Here is a 4,039-nt window from a genome sequence, read left to right as displayed (position 1 = left end):
ATTTTAGGTGAGGCTGACATAAGTGCCAGCTTTAGCCCGTTATACTTGCCTGGTGGGTTGTTACTAATCAGTGCATTGGTTGCTGCTTTTGCGCAAACCAACAAGCCAACCAAAGCGCTGAGTGATGCTTTTGGGGAGTCCAGTAAAACCGTCTTGAGTGCAGGATTTGTTCTTATTTTTACCATTCCCATGGTCAGAATCTTTATCAACTCTGGCGTCAATCTATCAGATGTAGCCAGTATGCCAGTAGCCAGTGCTGAGCTGTTTGCGGGTACGTTTGGCAATGCTTTTCCCTTAATTAGTGCAACCATTGGTGCGTTAGGTGCCTTTATCGCGGGCTCTAATACCGTATCTAACATGATGTTCAGTCAATTCCAATATGAAGCCGCCATGAGCTTACATATTTCACCTTCTCTAATCATCGCAGCTCAAGCGGTTGGTGCAGCAGCCGGTAATATGATTGCCATACATAACGTAGTGGCTGCATCAGCAACGGTGGGTTTACTTGGTATGGAGGGCGCCACACTTAGGCGTACTATTTTACCCACCCTATATTATGTGTTGTTTTGTGGAATAATCGTCATGGCCGCAATTTATATTTTTGGTTTTCAAGGGCCTTTGGCCTCATGAGTGACATACCATCACAAAATAAGGAGCGTCATATCTCTTCGTCAAATCGAACCTCTCAAGACATACTGAGTCCTGAGCACGTGTTAGATAAACTAACCAGCTTATTAGGAGCCAGTAATGTACAGGCAGACCCAGAGAAAAATGAGCACTATAGAATGGGGTGGCGCTCTGGTGGCGGCAATGCTTTAGCGGTTTTATTTCCGCAAACATTACTAGATATTTGGCGTAGCCTAGAAGTGTGCGTTGAAGGCAATTGCATTATTATTATGCAGGCTGCAAAAACGGGATTAACTGAAGGTTCAACACCCAGTGGTAATGACTATGATAGACCAGTTGTTGTTATTAATACGCTTGCAATAAACCAGTTGTATTTGGTGAATGATAACGAGCAAGTTATTAGCTTACCTGGGGCTACATTGCATCAGTTGCAAAGTCAGCTTAATACCGTAAATAGAGCACCTCATTCAGTAATCGGTTCCTCGACTTTAGGTGCATCTATTATTGGTGGTATATCTAATAACTCAGGTGGTGCTCTTGTTAAAAGAGGTCCTGCTTATACCGAGCTTGCGTTGTTTGCCCAAATAAACAAACACGGTCAGCTGGTGTTGGTTAATCACCTAGATGTAGAGTTAGGAAATACCCCTGAAGAAATACTCACTAACTTACAAACAGGTAATTTTGATAAAAGAAAGTTACCTGACACTGGCAAGCTGGCATCGGATAAAGAGTATATAACTAGAGTGACAGATGTTGATGCAAGCACACCGAGTCGTTTTAATGCTGACAAGCGAAGACTATATGAGGCAAGTGGTTGTGCAGGCAAGCTTGCTGTATTTGCCGTACGCCTTGATACCTATCCAACCGCTGCAAGAGAGAAAACCTTTTATATAGGCAGTAACAGTGTGGGTGAGCTTGCACAGCTAAGAAGACAGATATTATCAAGCTTCAAAAATATTCCTGAAGTTGGGGAATATATGCACCGTGATATATTTGATGTATCCGCTAAATATGGCAAAGACACCTTTTTAAGTATTAAACATCTAGGCACAGATGCCTTGCCGAGATTATTTTCTATCAAAGGAGCTATTGACGCCAAATTTAATAAGTGGTCGTGGATGCCTAAGCATTTTACCGATAAAGTGATGCAGTTTATCGGCAATATATTTCCAAAGCATTTGCCCAAGCGCATGATGGAGTACCGTGATAAGTACGAGCATCATCTCATAGTAAAAATGAGTGATGACGGTATAGAAGAAGCACAAAATTTTTTGAAATCGTTTTTTGAAACTTCAGAAACGGGTACGTATTTTGAATGTAATAAAGAAGAATCAGAAAGCGCTTTTTTGAATCGTTTTGCAGCAGCAGGCGCCGCATTAAGGTATGAAGTCATACATGAGAAAGAGGTGGGCGAGATATTAGCGCTTGATATTGCGATACCACGTAATGAGTTAGACTGGCTTGAAACGCTACCTGAAGAAATAGCACAACATTTAGAGATGAAACTATATTACGGACACTTTTTTTGTTATGTGTTTCATCAAGACTATATATTGAAAAAGGGCAGTGATGCTAAGCATGTCAAAAAGATGATGCTAGCACTGTTGAATGATCGAGGTGCAAAGTATCCTGCTGAGCATAATGTCGGGCATTTATACGAAGCGGAACCTGATTTACAGAACTTTTATAAAAGCCTAGACCCAACGAATACGTTTAATCCAGGTATTGGTAAAATGTCGAAAACTAAACGTAATTGCTCGTGCTGTGTGTAATAGCGAGTGTAGGCTGAGCTTACTGCTTCAAAAATAGGCCAGTTGTATCCATCGTTTAGTACTGAGCTATGCACAATTAGACATTTAGAAATATCACATAGATATCTAACAGAATAAAAAGGGTAACCGTATGATTATTTCATCTCCAAACGACTACAGGGCTGCTGCCAAGCGCCGACTGCCACCATTTTTATTTCATTATATAGATGGCGGTGCTTATGATGAATATACCTTAAAACGTAATGTTGAAGATTTATCACAAATTGCCCTTAGGCAACGTGTACTGAATGATATGTCACAGCTGAGCTTAGAGACGCAGTTATTTAATGAAACCCTGTCTATGCCTGTCGCGTTGTCACCAGTGGGTCTGACAGGTATGTATGCACGTCGCGGGGAGGTACAAGCCGCTATGGCAGCCGATCAAAAAGGCATTCCGTTTACCATGTCGACGGTTTCGGTTTGTCCGATTGAAGAAGTGGCGCCTAAAATCCACCGTCCAATGTGGTTTCAGCTTTATGTATTAAAGGACCGAGGCTTTATGAAAAATGCCTTGGAGCGTGCAAAAGCTGCTGGGTGTTCGACCTTGGTGTTTACGGTGGATATGCCGGTACCAGGCGCACGCTACCGAGATATGCACTCTGGTATGAGTGGTAAGAATGCAGCTATGCGCCGTTATTTACAGTCTGCAATGCATCCGCAATGGGCGTGGGATGTAGGACTAAATGGCCGTCCGCACGATCTTGGTAATATTTCTACTTATTTAGGCAAGCCAACAGGATTGGAAGATTATATAGGCTGGTTGGGCAATAATTTTGATCCTTCTATTTCTTGGAAAGATTTAGATTGGATTCGTGAATACTGGGATGGACCTATGGTTATCAAAGGTATTTTGGACCCAGAAGACGCCAAAGATGCGGTGCGTTTTGGGGCAGATGGCATAGTCGTATCCAATCATGGTGGACGACAGCTGGACGGTGTTTTATCAAGTGCGCGTGCTCTGCCTCCTATTGCCGATGCGGTTAAAGGAGAGATTAAAATCTTAGCAGACTCTGGTATACGCAATGGCTTAGATATTGTGCGCATGTTGGCTTTGGGCGCTGATATTTGCATGCTAGGGCGCGCCTTTGTCTATGCTTTAGCAGCGGATGGCGGTGCAGGGGTAAGCAATTTGCTAGAACTGCTAGATAAAGAAATACGCGTAGCGATGACGCTGACTGGCGCAAAATCTATTGCCGATATTAATTCAGATTGTCTAGTGAAATTAAATAGACCTCTTGCAAAAGTCATAGACTAAGCTCGAAATTTACTAATCCTGCGAACAGTTTCATTCTTAAGTCATAACGTTGACGTCGATTGCGGTAGCGCTGAGCCACGATCTTAAACAGCTTAATCAGACCTAATTCTCGCGTTCAAGCACTTTGATGCGCTCTTTGTCACTTTGCACTTGCACTGATGCAGGAATAGTTTGCTCGATATGCTTTTTATGCCATGATCGCAAGGTCTCAGGCGTACAGCCAATCTTTGAGGCTATGGCTTGAATAGCTGACCATGTGGAGGGATAGTCGCTTAAGGCTTCAATCAGCATGCGAACGGCGCGTTCTTTTATTTCAGCAGTATAAGTCTGTCTTTTCATTGTCGTA

At 42.7% G+C, this 4,039-nt stretch carries 3 protein-coding genes and 1 pseudogene; 3 read left to right on the top strand and 1 reads right to left on the bottom strand.

The genetic code is table 11. From position 1 onward, the window contains the following. The 3 genes from VLN09_RS00815 to lldD form a co-directional block, all read left to right on the top strand. On the top strand, positions 1 to 630 hold a 630-nt coding region (locus tag VLN09_RS00815), incomplete at its 5' end, for an L-lactate permease (RefSeq protein ID WP_325243173.1). Continuing rightward, a complete protein-coding gene (gene dld, locus VLN09_RS00810) occupies positions 627 to 2,399 on the top strand; it encodes a D-lactate dehydrogenase (RefSeq protein ID WP_325243171.1) in 1,773 nt (590 codons plus the stop codon). The genes VLN09_RS00815 and dld, both read left to right, overlap by 4 nt. 130 nt (positions 2,400 to 2,529) lie before the next feature. Continuing rightward, positions 2,530 to 3,693: an FMN-dependent L-lactate dehydrogenase LldD gene (gene lldD / locus VLN09_RS00805; RefSeq protein WP_325243169.1), complete on the top strand. Its 1,164-nt coding sequence runs from the start codon at positions 2,530 to 2,532 to the stop codon at positions 3,691 to 3,693. Positions 3,694 to 3,801: 108 nt separating this feature from the next. Here the strand turns inward: lldD and VLN09_RS00795 are convergent. After that, positions 3,802 to 4,032: pseudogene (locus VLN09_RS00795) on the bottom strand (IS3 family transposase); the annotation flags it as partial. Positions 4,033 to 4,039 lie beyond the last annotated feature (7 nt).

Origin of the sequence: Psychrobacter sp. (assembly GCF_035469765.1) — a bacterium.
GTDB lineage: Bacteria > Pseudomonadota > Gammaproteobacteria > Pseudomonadales > Moraxellaceae > Psychrobacter.
The sequence above is the reverse complement of the archived record's forward strand: the minus strand, read 5'-3'. Positions and strand labels throughout refer to the sequence as shown.

Coding starts and splice junctions, on each gene's coding strand:
- dld (WP_325243171.1), top strand. CDS start 627: ATGAGTGACATACCATCACAAAATAAGGAGCGTCATATCTCTTCGTCA.
- lldD (WP_325243169.1), top strand. CDS start 2,530: ATGATTATTTCATCTCCAAACGACTACAGGGCTGCTGCCAAGCGCCGA.